The following is a 14,980-nucleotide window of genomic DNA, read 5'->3' as shown; positions in this document are numbered from 1 at the left end:
GCGGCCACCGAGATCTCCGGCGCCCGCCCGCGCGCCGTTGCAGACGGACTATGCGGACCGCGGCCGGCGGTGTGGGCCCGTCGAGCGTCGTCGGGGCCAAGCGTCACCGGACGACGGTCGCGAGCATGCGTGCGCCGGAAAGGACTTCGCCGTTGCTGTCACGCTGGACCACGTCGAAAATGAACACCTCGCCGGGCTGTGTCTTGGGGTCGAATCGGCCCAGAACCCGCATCGGCATGACATCGTCCGGGCGCAGCGCGAACTTCACCTCACTCCCGGAGCCCAGATCGCCATCCAAGCCGAGGTCGAGCATCGGCCTATCCGTGCCGGAAACGATGACCTGCTGGTCCGGGGGCAGGTCGGCGTCACCGCCAAGGACCAGACGAGTGCACTTCGGGTCCTGGTCCGGGTGTGTCCACTCGACGTGGCCGCCCGACAGGAGGTGCTCCCGCTCGGTGGGGCCGAAGCCGCCCTGCTGGACCTGGGTGACTGTGAGGATACCCTCGAGGTCGTTCACCGTCGGGTTCCCTACTAGGAGGGGGAACACGAACTCCCCCTCGCCCTGGGCTATTAGCATCCCGGAGGCGACCTTCGCGTTGATGTTGCGCCACCCGTGGTGGGAGTCGCAGCAGATGAAGATGACGTCTTTCGTGAACGGTGGCGTCACCGAGATCTCCAGTCCGTTGTCATCCGGGGCTGTCCCGTAGGCGTTGGCGATGATGCAGTGGTGCCCGTCGGGGTTACGGATCGCGTCGTCGTGGGTCACCCGCCACCGCAGCTTCGCCGATGCTGAGGCCCCGGAAGCGATGTCGCCCAGTAGCCGCGGTCCCAGGCCCGCCGGGCCTCCGGCCGACGGGATGCCACCCTTGGGACCGATGCCGACTCCGTAGTCGCATACCCACACCTGAACTTCGACGTTCTCGATGGTCTTCGTGCCCGCATTCCGCACCGTCACCTGTATGTAGTTGTCGATTGTCGTCCCGGCCGTGGACGGCGCTTTGGCTGTGCCGGCGTCGATCCCGCCCTGTATCTCGATGTCCGGGCACCTCCAGAAGTCTGTACATGGCTCGATCGGCCTTTTCTCGTTCTCGCCCACCAGGCGGCGCAGGTAGATCGGACCGGACTTCACTGTTCCTTCGTTGCAGGTCATTGGGGGTTCCCTTCGGTTGGAGCTGATCAGGGATCAGGCGGGTGGGTGGATGATGCGGATCAGGCAGGGACGTACTCGATTTGGAAGCCGGAGAAGAGCGCGGTCTGGTCAACGTCGTTGCGCCAGTTCCATCGCAGGAGCACCTGGTACTTGAACTGCGTGACGTCGACAGTGGCCAGCGCCCCGGGAGCGATGTCGTCCTGTTTGGTGAAGGTGCCGGCGGTGCCGTCGACGCTGGCGATGCGTTCCCCGTTCGGGGTCCCGGCCAGCAGTTGGCGTTGCAGTTGCGCGTTGGCGAGGCTGTCTCCGGTGGCCTCGCCGTAGGCCGTGAAGCGCACCAGCCGGGCCCCGTCCGGCAGGTCCACCGGCATGAACCCTGACGCCTTGTCAGCGTTCACGGGACTCTTGACCACCCCGTTGCCCTGCTCCCATGGGAAGGCCGTGAAGCTGATCGCCAGGGGCGTTAGCGTGAGCGTCACCGGCTGCACCGGCGGCCCGATGCTGAGGCTGTCGAGGGTGTTTCCGATCACCTTCACCATTCTCGAGAGCGTCAGGAACTCGGCCGAGATCGCTTGGAAGCGGGCGTTGAAACCGTTCTCCCCGCCCGCGCTGACGCGGTCGAGTTGGTCGATCCAGTCCTTGGGCGCGAACTGCGGCGTGTAGTTGAGCGGCATTAGCGATCTCCTTCTCGAGGGGCGCGGGCGGGGCCGCGGCGGCGGAAAACCGGGAATGTATAGCCCGGCATCAGGTCGTCCGGGGTAACGAGTTCGACGACGCGGGCGCGGAGCAAATCGGTGCGCACTTCGACGCCGATCGGGCAGAACCGGGTCAGCGCGTTCATCACGAGGTCGTATTGGTCCTTGCGCAGCCGCACGTCGGGTTTGGCCTCCAGCGCGGGGTTGAGCCGCACCGCGAACTGGTAGGGTCGGGCGCCGTCGGCAGGCAGGTATTGTGCTCGGACCAGTACCCTCCCGGGCCGTACCCCACGGACCGAGGAGGAGGGTGCGGCCACCGTCTCGGGCTCGGCCGCGGCGGGCCCGAGCGACACCACGGACCACGCGGCCTCCTCGCCGTTCCCGCGGCCAAGAGTGGCCACGCCGGCCTGCTCGGGGTCGTGCGGAGGCGTTGCCGCCAACGGCCCGAGGTCTGCGGTCAGCAGCGTACCTGTACCGGGCGAGAGCACGGCCAGTCCAAGTCGGTAGGGCGCGGCGGACGGTGTTGCTGCCAGTGCCGCGGCCGCTCCCCCCACACGCAGGGCGGCGTCCAGCAGGGATGACGTCGCGACGTCCAGCACCCGGACCTCGCCCCGGCCCTCGTCCGGGCCCCCCGGGACCCCTGCGGTGGAGACGAACACCCGTGTGCCGTCGTCCGCGGCCGCGAGGCGGTGCGGAGGGATCCCGGGTGCGAATCCGGACACCACTGCGACCTGGCTGTGGTCGCTGACACGGTGCACCCAGATCGTTCCGGTGGCGGCCGCGGCGTCGTCCGCCTCGCAGGCGACGTAGAGTTTGCCGGCGGTCACGACTGCGTCGACCGCGCCGGCGCCGGTGGCCACCGGCGGCCCAGCGAGCGTAAGCGTCGCCGCGTCGACCCGAAGGAACCGGTCGTCGGCCAGAACGACGTACACGCCGGTGCCGTCCGGAGTGGCGGCTAGCGCCCTGGGTACGGCAGGCAGAACCAACTGGCCCGCGACGGGGGCGCCTGTGGTTGCATCGTAGGCGCGCATCGTCGGTGTTCCGCCGCCGGCGGAGGCGACGAACACCCTGGTGCCCGCGTGTGCGAGTGCCACCGGCTGCGGCGCCGTCCCGGTATCAGCGACGGGCGTGAGGTCGGCCGTGGTCAATACCGAGATGCGGTTCAGCAGCGGGTGGACGGCGAACAGGCGGTCGGTGGTGATGACGAGCCCGTCGGGGGCCGGCAACACGGCGACCGAACGCTCGAAGACTGGTCGTGGCGGGCCTCCGGGGGTCAACGGGGCTAGGGTGTAGACGGCGATGCGGGAGTCCGCGCGGTCGGTGACGTAGGCCCTTCGGCCGTCGGGCGAGATCTGGACCGCGCGGGCATCAGCCCGGGGCTCGACCTTTACCGGTGCCGGGTCGCCGGGTGCGCCGAGTTCTCCGGTGACGATCCGGGCGGGTGCCAGAACGGTGAGCGGTTCCCCGTCCCCGGTGGTCACCCGGAGCGGGCCCGGCGGTGTGGCCGTGAGGTCTAGATGGGCGAACCCTGCCGTGAAGGCCCGCGCGGCCAGTGCAGGGCCGTCGAAGGCGGTGTGGGTCAACTCGAGGACGCGTCCCTGCGCGACTAGGGGGTCCGTGCTGGCCTCGAAGGCCCGCTTGACTTGTAGCTTACCGCCGTCGGCGGCGAGGATCTCGAGCAGGCGATCCAGACGCCGCCCGGCTTCGGGGTGCACACGCCGGGCGTCGAGGCTGGTGTACTGGATGGCGGCGCCGGTCAGGTCATCTGTCCTGGTCACCAGGGATGTTTCGGGAAGGTCGATCTCCGGCAGCCCCACGATGGCCCGTCCGATGCCGCGGCGCCCGTCCGCCGCGATCGTCTGCCCCGCGCCGAGGGAGGTGTCGTTCAGCCCGATGCGGATCCGCCGGGCCCCGTGGGCGGTGAGGTGCCGCCGCGTGATCTCGATCTGGACGACGACGTCCCCCGCGGCATCGGCATGCAGCACCACGTCGGGGGAGAGGCCCGTCACCTCCAGCCGCGCCGCCCCGGCCCCCGCCCGCAGCACGGACCAGCGGACCTCTCCCCCGGCGATCGCGGCGGGCGAAGGGTCTACCCGCAGGGCCAGGGTGCCGCCCTCGGCGACCTCCGGGGCGCCAGGCACCGCGGGGGCGAACCCGGGCAGCAGGACCCGCAGCACATTCCCCTGCGGCACGCTCGCAACTACCGTGCCGTCGGGCCGGTGCCACACCCAGGCAAACCCGGCCGCGTGCGCCGCGACCGCGAGCTTCCCGGCATCCATGCCGTCATGCCGCAGGAGCAGCCGCCGCCCGGCCGCGGCTACAGGATCGGCCCCTACCTCCGGACCATCACCCCCTGACCCAGCACTAGTACCGGAACCAGCCCCAGAACCGGCACCGCCAGCAGTCCCTTGGCGCGCCGCCGTGAGGGTCCCCCCGACACCGACCAGTTCGGCCAGCAGCGCTTCCAGGCTCTCGCGCGCGGCCCAGTGCATCCACCGGTCCGCCTCCGCGACGAAGACTAGGCCTGGGGCGTCGGGGCAGCGAGTTAGCCATGCAGGGTCGGAGCCGACATCGTCCGCGCCCGCGACCTGTGCCTCGGCGACCCCGCCGTCGCCGGCGACGGTGATCGAGCGCCCCACCGGCAGGGGAGGCGGCAGAACGCGGACGCTCGCCGACCCTGCCGGGGTCCACGGGAGGCTCTCCTCGACGACGAACGGATCATCCTCCCCCGCCACCCGTCCGACCAGCTCGTTCAGGGCAAGGGCCACGCCCTCCGGTGTGGGCAGCCGCCAGCGCTGGAATACCTCGAGCCGCGACCGATAGTCCGTATCGCCCTCGCCCAGAACAGGGGTGAAGTCGGTACGAGCGACGGAGGAAAGCCGCAACTCGTCCAGCAGCCCGTCGTAGGGAAGTGTGGTCGTCACGGCCCCGTCAACACGCCGCCCGTCGCCGAGGACCACAGGTTCGGGGGTTGCGACCGCGCCGAGTTGCGGGACCGGCGTGTAGTCGACCTCGACGCCGTCCAGCAGCAGCCGCAACAACGGTGGGGTGAGCGATCCATCGAGGGTCGCGGCCACGTGGTGGAACCGACCGTCGCGCAGGTCCTTGTCGCCGTGCACGGCACCGGTGTGCACGCCGTCCGAGATTGTGAACCGGCAGTTGCCGTCTACGCCCAGAAAGCTGCCGACCGCCAACGACCACCCGGCGCCCACGTTCACCGCAGTCCCCTTCCCGAGAGCGACACCACCGGCACCGCCCACCGTCGGGGCGAGCAGCGCCTCGGCAGTGAACGACGCCCCTGCGGGGAGATCGAATGCCCCGTGGTGCGCCACGGTGATCCGGCTCCCGCCGGAGAATCCGAAAGCCCCGCCGAACCGCCCTAACCGCCCGGAGACCCCCGCGGGCGAGCCGTTCTGCCCAGGGTGGCCCACGGCCGCATACCTGGCGCTCTCCTCGGCGACATTCGTCACCTCGGGCTGCCCTGCGGGCGGGCGGTCGTCCAGGTGCCACAACGCGATGGTATCCAGATCCCAGGAGTGGGGGCGGGGCGGGAACCGGAGTACACCGAGGTCCTGGCCGAACAGGTCCAAAGCCGCGCCCCGGGCGGTCTTGACGTCAGTCTGCGCGGCGATGTCCAAGGCCTGTGCCCGCAGTTCCTCTCGGTCGGCGGCGACCACCCACAGCAGCTTGGCCAGGTTTCCCAGCAGGGCGATGAGGGTCCACTCCGCAGCCGCCGTCGGCAGCCTCACCCCGGTCACCCGCAGGGCTGGAGTGGTCGCGGCCGCAGCCCCAGGGAGTGGGACGGCCAGCGGCCGGCCAGCCGCCCACCCGGGCGGGACCTCGAGGCTCAGGCTCTGTTCAAGCCCCCCCGTTTGGGACACGTACCGGACCTCAACCGTGGCGCCCGCCGCTTGCGCTAGGTGTGGGATCAGCAGGTAGGCCGGGCGGTCCGGGATTCGACCGCCGTGCCGGCCCGAATACCCGGCGAAGTCATAGGAGTGCACGGTCGTGACGCCCCCGGCGGTGGTCCCCCACTCCAGCGCCAGCCGTTCCATCCCCCGCGCGTACCGCGGGGTCAGGGCGTCGGCCATGATCTTCAACGACGCGACGTCAAGGTTCACCGGCCCACCACCTCGATGTCGTTCAGCGGCGAGTCGTACCCGAACAGCGCGATCTCGTCCGGCGCCAGCTCAATGTTCTCCCCGCCCGCCAACTCAGCAGCCTCGCCAAAGCGGCCGCCGTCGAAATTGATCCCGCCGAGGGCCGCGGGGCCCCGACGCAAGTGCAGGCGCTGCACGTCGACGACGCCCGGGACCTCTCGGGCCAGCACCAGCACGTCTGAGAACAGGACCCCGCGGCCCAGCCGCAGGTTCTCGACTTGGGCAGCCAAGAGGTCCAGGAAGGCCCCGCGCACGGCGTCCCGGTCATGCCCGGCCTCGGCGACCAGCCGCGCCCGCACACCGACGTCCACCGAGTTGGCGTGCACGAGGTTGGGGAACACCGAGACCGGCCGCTGGTCGCGCACGACCTCGAGCACCGCCTCGCGTACGCCACGCAGGCCGCTGCCGGGGGCGGCCACCCAGTCATAGCCTGCGCGTGTCGCGACCACCACGTCGAAGTAGTAGGGCGATCCCGACTGCCGCTGTCGGGAGAACGCGCGCTGGCCGAAGGCGAAGACGCCGAAGTAACTCTGCGAGACATCGACGCCGCCGAGAGGGTCGAAGACATCGGCGTCGCGTACACCGTCCACATCCAGGACGGCGCTGAGCACTGCATCCCGAGTCCAGAGCGTCCGCGGGATGCCGAGCAGCCGGGAGCGATAGACGTCATCCGCCTCCACCAGGTCCCCGCCACGCACCGCGGCCGGGTTCGTGACGGTAAGCGTGGCACCGTCCAGGCGCAGGTTAGCGGCCAGCCACGCGGGGACGACCCGCAGGTTACTGCCGACCGGCACCTCGCCTTCGGGCCCGCGGACGACCGCCTCGACGTCCACCTCGGCCGTGACCGACCCCGCGTCGAGAACCGCGTGCCGCACCGTCCGCAGGGCGACCACGGTTGCGTCCATGTCGATGGGGGTCCCCTCCGGGAGCACGTAGCGGCGGCCGGCCGCGATCGTGCCGCCGAGCGTCACAGTCACCGTGCCCCGGGCGAACAACTGCCGCCGCTCCAGCCCGAGGTTCGTGCCGAGAAGGTTAAGCGAAGCGCCCTGGGCGGTGGTGACGAAACAGGCGTAATGCTGGCTCTCCAGCGCCCGCCAGAGGTCATGGACGTCCCACACGTTCGCGTCCAGCACCTTGCGCAGTGCACTGCCGGAGCTCAGGTCGACGTCGTCGCCGAACATCGTGCGCGCGCGGGATTGCGCCCCGGCCAGGATCTCATCGATCCCTTTGATCACGAAGCCGTCCGGGGTCACACCGAACGCGGGCCCCTCAGACACCAGTACCTCCCAGCGGCAGGTCCAGCACGTCGCCCGCGACCGTCTCAAGCACAACGTGGACCGTGTGCTCCCGGCTGCGGCGGGCGGCCTCAGCGATCCGTTCCGCGGTCTCCGCGTCCACCCCGGCTAGCGCCGCGAAGCGGGCCTCATCCTCAAAGACGACGTCGCGCACGTCCCGCACCCTGCTGTCGGCGCTCATCGTGCGCACCAACTGCATCTTCACGTAGACCCGGCGGGAGTCGACACCGTGCGCGAAGGCCCCGATGGCCAGCCGGTCGAATCCGAAGCCCACGTTAAGCCGGTCGCTGCCGAGCTGAGTCTCGATGGCACCCTCCAGCGCCTGGGCTAGGGTGTCGACCCCCCTGACGGTCGCCAAGTCGCGAGCCCCGGCGTCCAGCACGAGGTCGCCGTCCTCGAGGCGGAGGCCGACCCCCAAGCTCGGGCGCCCCGGGTCCTCGGGGCTCGGGACGCTCACGACGCCTCCAGTGTGGTCTGCCCGGCGTCCGCGACCTTCCATGTGCCCGGCTGGCCGCCCTTGCTCGTCGTCAGGCCATTGGCCGTGGCCAGCAGCACCGGCCTACCACCGACTGCGAGATTCTTGGCCGCCCCGCCCGGCAAAGCTGCGCCCGTGGTGCAGGGCGCCGGCTTGGGCCCGGGGGCCGTGTTCGTGCAGGGGGGGGAGGCGCTCGCGAAGCTCAGTCCCGCCTCCGCCCCCGCCGGCACGGCGCCGCGGCCGTCGACGGTCAGCCGCGCATCCCCCGAGCCCACAGTGATCCGCCCGCCGTGCGAGCACTCCAGGACCGCGCCTGCGACCACGACCATGCTCATGAGATCGACACCTTCCCGTCGGCGAGGGTGACGGTGACGCCGCCGCCCTTGAGCACCAGTTGCTGAGACCCGGCGTCCACGGTGACAGCGCCATGGTCATCGATCTGCACCTCCGTGCCGCTGCTGTGGGTGATGAGGAAGCTGTTTGCCTTCCCCTCCGATGGCCGCACCCCTACCGTCGTGCATGCACTCTTACCAACCCTGATCGCGAGGCCCACAGCCTCGATGACCCGGCGACCATCGGCAGCCGTGAGATCGTTGGCCCCCACGCCGCTGGGCAGCGCCGGACTGCCGGAGAGTTCGGTCGGCAGGCACAGCCACCAGTCGCCCGCCTTCGACTCCGGCGGCGTCACCATCGGATCCTGAGACCACAGGAAGCCCGTGACGACGCTGTCGTCACGGGAGTCGCGAACCTGGTTGAGCAGCGCGCGCATGCCGTCGTAGACCGGCACCGAGAGCCCCACCTTGTGCCACGCGAAGGGAGACGCCATCGGCTTGTCGGGGAGTTTCGGGCCGTCCTGCGGTATGTCCCGCTGGACGCTCGGAGAGATTACCTGCGTGGTGCGGTCCGCGCGGTAGACGAGCGAGGCCGTCCGGGCCGTCGGGGTCGACGCCATGATCCGCCCGGCCTCGACGGACGGCGTCGCGCTGCCGGCGTCCTTCACGATGCCCTTAATGCGGTCGGCTACCGCCGCGGCTGAAGCCTTGCGACCTTTCTCGCTGCCGTTTCGGTTGTCATGGGCCTTCCCGTTGGGGTCGAAGAACGCGGCCCGGCCGGTGCACACGTACCCGTCCTTCGGGGAGAAGGAGTGGGTCAGGTCCAGGATCCGGAAGGCCCTGTCGGGGTCGCTGTAGCCCTCGACCCCGGCGACCACGAGCTGCCCGGCGCGTAGCTGGGGCTCCCCGAGGACCGTGAAGTCGAACGCCTCGACGTTCTCCTTATTCGGGCGGTCGTCCACGACCCGGCGGCCCTTGCCGCCAAAACTCATCGGCGTGAACTGCGCCAGCCGGGCCGACAATTTCCCCTCGGCGGTGACCAACGTGTCCTCAGTGAGGATGTAGGCAAGGACCCGCGGCAGGGAAGTGAAATTGGGCTTCGGGCTGCCTGCGGGCAGCCGCACCGCGGTGCCGAACTGGACGCCCTCGGGCTGCAGCAGCAACTCCGCGCCGAAGTACTCAGCCATGCTCTGGAGCAGGGCGAAGGCGTGGCCGCCGTCCCGGGCGAAGGCCTTCCGCTTGCCCTCGGCCTCGGGCCCGACTGTGCCGACCACATGCGTCCCTGCGGACCCGGTGACAGCCCTCACCATATCGGCCAGCGACGTCTCCTCGGCCTCTGCGATCGTCGCCCGCGTCGCGTCCTTTCCGCCGTTGCCGTCGATCAGCTTCTTCGCGATCAGCAGGCGGGCACTGGTCGTATCGTGGCCGCTGACCTTCACCCCCACTGGCGGGAAGCCGCGGGCGGCGGTGATCTCGTCCACGTAGCCGTCCAGCAAGACGTCACGGTTGCCGGGCTCGTCGAGGTAGCCGAGCGTGATCCGGATCCGGACGCCGAGCCCCTCACCCGCCTTCTGGTGCGCGGCCAACACCGTGCTCAGCACGTCCGAGGGGAGGTCGGCGAAGGTGACGTCGAATGTCGTGAGTTTGTCGACGCCCGAAACCACCTTGACGGTGGCGTCGGCCAGCCGCTTGCCGCTGTAGACGTCGCTGGAGAGGGTGACCTGCTGGTCCGGGAACTCGACCTGGTACCAGAGCACTACGCCCATCGCTCGGCCACCCCCAGCCGGATCACGCTGCCGAACCGGCCGGCGCCGTTGAGGTTGCCGTGCGCGATCCGCGCCTCGTGGAGGGTCAGCGCGAGCGGGCCGGCCAGGTGGACCAGCGCGGGCTCCGGCACCAGCTTGCGCAGCAGGAGGATCCGCGGCCCTGCGCTCACTCGGACCACCAAGTGACCGCGCGGAATCCCGATCCGCCCGGCGACTGGTCCGGGCCAGGCCAGGTCGTAGACCGTGTCCAGCGGGTCCTCGGCGGGGACGTTGAGACTGGCGTAGACAGCGAAGTCGTAGGTCCCGGCGCCGACCGGACAGGAGACCGCCTGGGGTAAGCCATCGTCCGGGGTGAACGGCACCCGGAAGAACTGCAGCCCGGTCACATCCGCTCCCCGAGCTGCTTGCCCAGCGGCTTGATGCCGCCCACCGAGGGCAAGGCGGCCGTGGTGATCGCGAGTGCCAGGTCCAGCGCCTCCCCGATCAGCGCGACCACGCTGGAACGAGGTACGTGCTCGAGGGTGATGCTCACGTCGACCGCGTCGCGCTTGGCGTTGGACTGCGTGAACTTCAGGCTGGTGATCTGCATCTCCAACGAGATCGTCATACCCGAGACCACCGGCAGCCCGGTCTTGCTCAGCCCCGGCGCGACCCCCGCTGCCGAAGCCCGCGAGACCAGCGCCATCGACTCCAGTGCCTTCTTCATCAGCAGCCGCGAGGAGCCCAGCAGCATCGCCTCGACCTGGATGGTCCGCTTGGTTGGGCTGACCAGCTGGGCCAGCCGGCTGCCGCTGATCCGGGCCACTTCGTAGCCCTCGTTGAGGGTGAGACTGGTGACGGTGAACAGCGGCACCGCCCCGACCAGCACTGGCACGTTCCGTCCTGCGACCATCCCCGGACCTCCCCTTTCCCTCGTGCGTCACGGCGTCATCCACCGCCTCAGGTCGCCGACCGTCCGGAAGGCCTGCCGGAGGCGCTTGGCGTCGTAGTAAACGACTTTGGGCATCCACTTTCGGCCGTTACCTAGCGGCCGCTCAACATTGAGCCAGTCCGCGTAAAGCTGGGCCTGCCGCTGCCCGGCCCCGCGCCCGTAAGGCGTGTCAGGCTTGATCTCATAAACCCAGCCACCCTCGGGGTCCAGGCGGTCGAGCCGGCGGATGCTACCGTCCTTGAGTCGGATCTCGTACTCTTTGATCAGGCCGCGGGGCAGCTCGGACTCCGGGATCAGCAGTTCGGCGTTGTCGTGCGCGAAATTGCCGAGCTCGAACTTCTCGACCGGTTTACCGACGATCCGGTCGCGCGGGCCGAACCCGAGTTCGGTTAGCACCTGCTGATCGGCGCTTACCCCGGTGATCCTCTGTTGGACAGCCGCCAGATCGGCCTCGATCTGGGTGCGCAGGCCGCCGGAGGCTACCTCCTGGGCGTCGTCGACGACCCGCCAGGCACCTTCTTCGCCGCGCCGCAGCCGCTGGGCCAGGCGCTCGAAGTCGGCCTGACGGCGTTCGGCGGCGAACCGGGCCTGGAGTCTCCGGAGCGTCTCCAGGGTCCGGTCGATCTGCCCCACCTCTCCCCCTGCGTCGCGGACGACGGCGCGGAACAGGTCGGTGCCGAATTCGCCGAGGGCGTTCATACGGGTGGGGCTGGCGGCCACGAACTCCAGCAACTCGGTCCGGGCCAGCGCGTTGGTGCCGCGCATCGGCGTCCGCTCCAGCATTGCCAGGAAGCGCGCGCCCTCGCCCTCCGGCAGGGCCTTGACGATGCGGGCCGCGGCCGGGATCTCGACGCCTTGGCGGCCGACAAGGCTCGCGAACCCGCGGGCGACGTCGTCCCCCAGTCCGCCGGCCTTCCGTGCCAGCTCTTTGAGCACCTCCGCGCGAGCCATGACGTCCTGGACGGCGCCGTGCAGTTCGGTGCTGCGGGCGCCGATCTCGGCGAGGGTTTCCCCCTCGCGGACGTCGACCCGGCCGACCAGCCGGACCAGGTCCTGGACGTCGCCCTTGGGCAGGTGGGCGATGAGCTGGGTGATCTCTTCGGCCGAGCCGAATACCGCCCGCTCGGCGCGCATGATCTCCGCGAGGCGGGTCATCCGCAGGATGGTCCGCTCGGCCGCGGCGCCCTCTACCGCGCGTCCCAGCAGTCTGAGGATCTGCAGCACCCCGGCCAGCTTCCCGCCGACCGCACCAACCGCCCCCGCAACCGCCTTGACCTCCCCCGCGCCGAGGACCATGCTCGCAACCTCGAGCCCGATCCTCCAGCGCAACTGGCGGACCACCTGCTCCCCCGCGCCCAGGCGCTCGGCGCCCCGCACACCGTCCAGCACGGAGCTTGCGATGGCGGCGAGGAGGTCGCGGACCTGGCGGACCGCCGGCGGGTACCCGTACTGCGCGAGGGTCACGGTCACCGCGAGCTGGGCCAGACCGGCCAGGCCCTTGAGGGTATTGAGCGGCTCGGTGACGATGGTCTCCAAGGTCTCGAGCAGGCCGACGACGAAGGACTCCACCGCCTCGACCGCCGCTTCGGCCTCGGCCAGCAGCGCATCAGGCGTGAACTGCAGCTCCCCGCCCGGGCCGATCCGTACCAACGCGGCGAGCGAGGGCCGCATCACACCGAGATCCGTGAGCAACACTACCAATTCCGAGAAAGTCAGGCCGCCCAACCGGCGTCCGAAGCGGCGCCCGACCAAGGTGAGCAACTCATACCGGCGGTGTGTTAGCTCGCCGAGCATCCGCTCCAGGAAGCCCCCCTCCCGCAGCAGCCCGGCCACAGCGTCCAACTCGGTGGGGGTGGTCAGCGAGGCAAGAATCTCCACAACGGCGTGCTCCTGGGCGTCCCACGTGGCGGCCAGAAGCAGCACCCGCACGTAGCGGATCTTGGTCTCCCAGTCGACGAGGGCAAATGCCTCCCGCCCGAGCAACGCGAGCAGCACGGCTGCCCGCTCGGCGGCCTCGTCGTTCCCGGTCTCGGCGACTTCCACCAGCGCGTCTATCTCATCGAAGATGGCGACCCGGGCCTCCTCGGGGTCGATGTCGGTGATCCCGCGTTCCGCTTCGGCCGAGAGCTGGGAGAACCACAGCGCGGCGATGGCGGCGTTGCGCCAGTGCTGCACGCCGTCCTTGGTGACCAGCGCCCGGATCAGGTACTCGCCACCGTCCTGGCCGGGGAGGGTGCCCAGGATCTGTTCGCCCCTGACCCCTTTGACCTTCCCTTGGAGGTCGGGGTCCAGGGGTTCGGCGGGTTCGGCCGGGTCGCCGAGGTCGGAGTCGGAGACAACAGGGTCCGTGGCGAGCGCCAGGTAACGCTGGTGCTTCGTGCCGACCGGGCCCTGGACCACGCCGAAGGAGGCGTTGGGGAACAGGGTGCGCCCCAGTATCAGCGCCTCGGTGAGGGTGCCGGCCGAGACATACCGCTGGGCGCGGAGGTTAATGTAGCGCGTGGCGTGCCCGGCCTCGAGCAGGGCGATCAGCCCGCCCTCGACCGGGGACCTTTCGGTGTACACCGCGATCCCGCGCGGGGTCGCGGGCACCAGCCGACGCAGCAGCTCGGCCCCGGAGAGCCGGCCCTCGTCATCGTAGCTGGGCAGCAGGTAGACGCCCTCGTCCTCGTCCGCCCGCGCGGGGTCGAACCGCTCGACCGCAGGGGGCCGGGACGTGGGCGGCGGCACCTTGGCCGGACCGTCGATCCCGACGCGCTCCAGCGCCCGGGCCACCCCCGCGGCGATCGCGGCCTGGAGACGCTCGCGCATTTCCCCGGGAAGGTCCCCGGTGATCCGCGCAGGTCCGACGTCGTGCACGAGCGGGCTCACTGTGTTTGTCCTCCTGTCCGGAGCACGGGACGTAGCAGGTACTCGGGGACGCGCTCGGACGCCGCACCCCCAAACAGTTCGACCGCGGCCCTGTTTGCAGGGACCACTTCGACTTGCCGGTAGTGGCCGCGGCCGCCGAAAAGGGCACCGCTGCGCTCCCCCGTGGTCAGCACGTAGACCTTGTCCGTCTCGGTGACCTCGCGTTCGGCGACGGAGGTGATCAACAGGTCGACCTCGTGCCACGGGCCGACCACTTGATAAAGCCGCCCTGCAAGTTCGGGTAGCTGTGAAGGATTAATGTCCAATTCTCGCAACAACGCGGTCGTGGCACTGCCCTCCACCTTGCCGAGGTACAGGTGCCCCGCTGCCGCCTGCGGCCAACGCTCGGTCGGCACTTGGCGGTACCAGATGTTGAAGCCGAGGTCGAGCAGCACCTGGTCGGGCTCACGCCACGTCGACTCGTCGTCCACGTCAACGTCGTAGATGATGTCGAATGGGATGGACGGGCCCTCGCCGCCGCCGCTCATCAGCACGTCCTTGAGCGACCATATCAGCAGCGCCCTGTTGAGGTCACGGGCCAGGAAGTTGACCGCGCGGTTGGACTTCGCCGCACTCTGGAACCACCGCCCGAACTCGCCCGGCGCCCGGGCCATTAAGGCTTGGGCGGCCGGATCCCGCGCGTATAGCAAACGGTTGAACAGCCACGCCGTGAGAGTGGAGCCGCCCACCTTCGCCGCTGCGACGTCCCACTCGCCCTCCGCGATGTTATCCTGCGCCCATACCACCCCCAGCACGAGTGCGGAGATCACGCTCGCCGTCCGGAATGTGGCCTTGACGGCGTTGCGCCGTACGTAGGTTTCCAGGAACATCACGCGGATCTGGGGCTCGGCGTAGGTGCGGGTGAGGAACGCCGTCAACTCGGCCTGCGACATCGCCCGCCAGCCCGGTCCGATCACGCCCGCGACCTGTTTGATGTACCCGTCGCGGATCAGCGCTGTCGAGAGCATCGAGAGCTCACTGAGCCCGGGGCTGTCATCCTCGGCCTCGGACCACGGGGGCGCCTCCAGGGCGGGGCCGGCAGGCGGGACGGGCGGGCCCGGCGTCCCGGGTGGCGCCGAGACAGGTGCAGACGGGGAAGCAATGACCTGCACCAACGTGGACCGGGTGGCCAGCTCGGCCTCCGCCTCACGCAGGCGGACCACCAGGGCCTCCTCGACCGCGCGCCCGACGGCCTCCGGGTCGATCGTCGCCGGATCGCCCGAAATCTCGACGGTCACGGGAAATTCGCAGGTCAGTTCGGCCACG

General features: G+C 70.1%; 11 protein-coding genes. All 11 read right to left on the bottom strand.

The window, feature by feature from the left end; genetic code table 11:
- Window positions 1-103: 103 nt before the first annotated feature.
- The 11 genes from ASF98_RS08795 to ASF98_RS08745 are packed head-to-tail and all read right to left on the bottom strand — an operon-like array spanning window position 104 to window position 14,979.
- Entirely contained in the window at window positions 104-1,150 is a 1,047-nt protein-coding gene (locus ASF98_RS08795; RefSeq protein WP_156372351.1) for a hypothetical protein, read from the bottom strand.
- A 59-nt stretch (window positions 1,151-1,209) separates the two neighbouring features.
- Window positions 1,210-1,824, bottom strand: a complete 615-nt coding sequence (locus ASF98_RS08790; protein ID WP_055800390.1) for a hypothetical protein — start codon at window positions 1,822-1,824, stop codon at window positions 1,210-1,212.
- Window positions 1,824-5,966, bottom strand: a complete 4,143-nt coding sequence (locus ASF98_RS08785; protein ID WP_055800387.1) for a LamG-like jellyroll fold domain-containing protein — start codon at window positions 5,964-5,966, stop codon at window positions 1,824-1,826. Before ASF98_RS08785 ends, ASF98_RS08790 begins: the two co-directional genes overlap by 1 nt.
- On the bottom strand, window positions 5,963-7,282 hold the full coding sequence (locus ASF98_RS08780; protein ID WP_055800384.1) for a baseplate J/gp47 family protein: 1,320 nt from the start codon (window positions 7,280-7,282) through the stop codon (window positions 5,963-5,965). The genes ASF98_RS08785 and ASF98_RS08780 overlap by 4 nt, the downstream gene beginning before the upstream one ends.
- On the bottom strand, window positions 7,275-7,757 hold the full coding sequence (locus ASF98_RS08775) for a helix-hairpin-helix domain-containing protein (protein ID WP_055800380.1): 483 nt from the start codon (window positions 7,755-7,757) through the stop codon (window positions 7,275-7,277). The genes ASF98_RS08780 and ASF98_RS08775 overlap by 8 nt, the downstream gene beginning before the upstream one ends.
- Window positions 7,754-8,110, bottom strand: coding sequence for a hypothetical protein (locus ASF98_RS08770; protein WP_156372350.1), 357 nt, complete (start codon window positions 8,108-8,110; stop codon window positions 7,754-7,756). Before ASF98_RS08770 ends, ASF98_RS08775 begins: the two co-directional genes overlap by 4 nt.
- A complete protein-coding gene (locus ASF98_RS08765; protein WP_055800374.1) occupies window positions 8,107-9,873 on the bottom strand; it encodes a hypothetical protein in 1,767 nt (588 codons plus the stop codon). Before ASF98_RS08765 ends, ASF98_RS08770 begins: the two co-directional genes overlap by 4 nt.
- Window positions 9,864-10,259 (bottom strand): hypothetical protein, encoded by a 396-nt coding sequence (locus tag ASF98_RS08760; protein ID WP_055800371.1) that lies wholly within the window; start codon window positions 10,257-10,259, stop codon window positions 9,864-9,866. Before ASF98_RS08760 ends, ASF98_RS08765 begins: the two co-directional genes overlap by 10 nt.
- Window positions 10,256-10,747 (bottom strand): hypothetical protein, encoded by a 492-nt coding sequence (locus ASF98_RS08755; RefSeq protein ID WP_200939332.1) that lies wholly within the window; start codon window positions 10,745-10,747, stop codon window positions 10,256-10,258. The genes ASF98_RS08760 and ASF98_RS08755 overlap by 4 nt, the downstream gene beginning before the upstream one ends.
- Window positions 10,748-10,792: 45 nt before the next feature.
- Window positions 10,793-13,675: a hypothetical protein gene (locus tag ASF98_RS08750; protein WP_055800365.1), complete on the bottom strand. Its 2,883-nt coding sequence runs from the start codon at window positions 13,673-13,675 to the stop codon at window positions 10,793-10,795.
- Entirely contained in the window at window positions 13,672-14,979 is a 1,308-nt protein-coding gene (locus ASF98_RS08745; protein WP_055800362.1) for a hypothetical protein, read from the bottom strand. The genes ASF98_RS08750 and ASF98_RS08745 overlap by 4 nt, the downstream gene beginning before the upstream one ends.
- Window position 14,980 lies beyond the last annotated feature (1 nt).

This window comes from Arthrobacter sp. Leaf337 (assembly GCF_001423745.1).
Taxonomy (GTDB): Bacteria; Actinomycetota; Actinomycetes; order Actinomycetales; family Micrococcaceae; genus Arthrobacter.
This window is presented reverse-complemented; position numbering and strand designations above follow the sequence as displayed.